At 57.2% G+C, this 526-nt stretch carries 1 pseudogene; it reads right to left on the reverse strand.

What is annotated here, in order from left to right:
• Positions 1 to 26 precede the first annotated feature (26 nt).
• Positions 27 to 526 (reverse strand): annotated as a pseudogene (gene fliI, locus ACR0IP_RS23475) (flagellum-specific ATP synthase FliI); the annotation flags it as partial.

Here is a 526-nt window from a genome sequence, read left to right on the forward strand (position 1 = left end):
ATACTTAAAACTGTTTGGAATTCTGCCTAGCGTGGCAAGCTGATCGATGCACGACGCAGTATCAATGACAAGCGGTTAAAGCTGTTTTCGATTCCCTCAGCTTCCGGTTTGGCAAAAAAGGCGTCCAATTCCTCGTGAACGCGAACGGCCTGATCCAGCAGCGGATCAGACCCTTCGGCGTATAGCCCGGCCTTGATCATCACTTCGGACTGCTCGTAACTGCCCACGAGTTTTCGGGTTTCTGTGATCATCTGGTTCTCGGCCTCGGATGCGGCTCCCGGCAGGCTCCGCGACACAGATCTGCTGACGTCAATGGCCGGGAAACGCCCCCGTTCGGCGATGTCGCGGCTGAGTACAATGTGCCCGTCCAAAACGCCGCGCAGAATGTCAGCGATGGGTTCATCCATGTCCGAGCCGGCCACCAAAACGCTGAATACCGCGGTAATATCCCCCTGTTCCTGCGTTCCGGGACCTGCGCGTTCGCAAAGACTGGCGATCAGGGGGGTGACAGAGGGTGGATATCCCC

The sequence above is a fragment of the Ruegeria sp. AL11 genome, assembly GCF_056540865.1.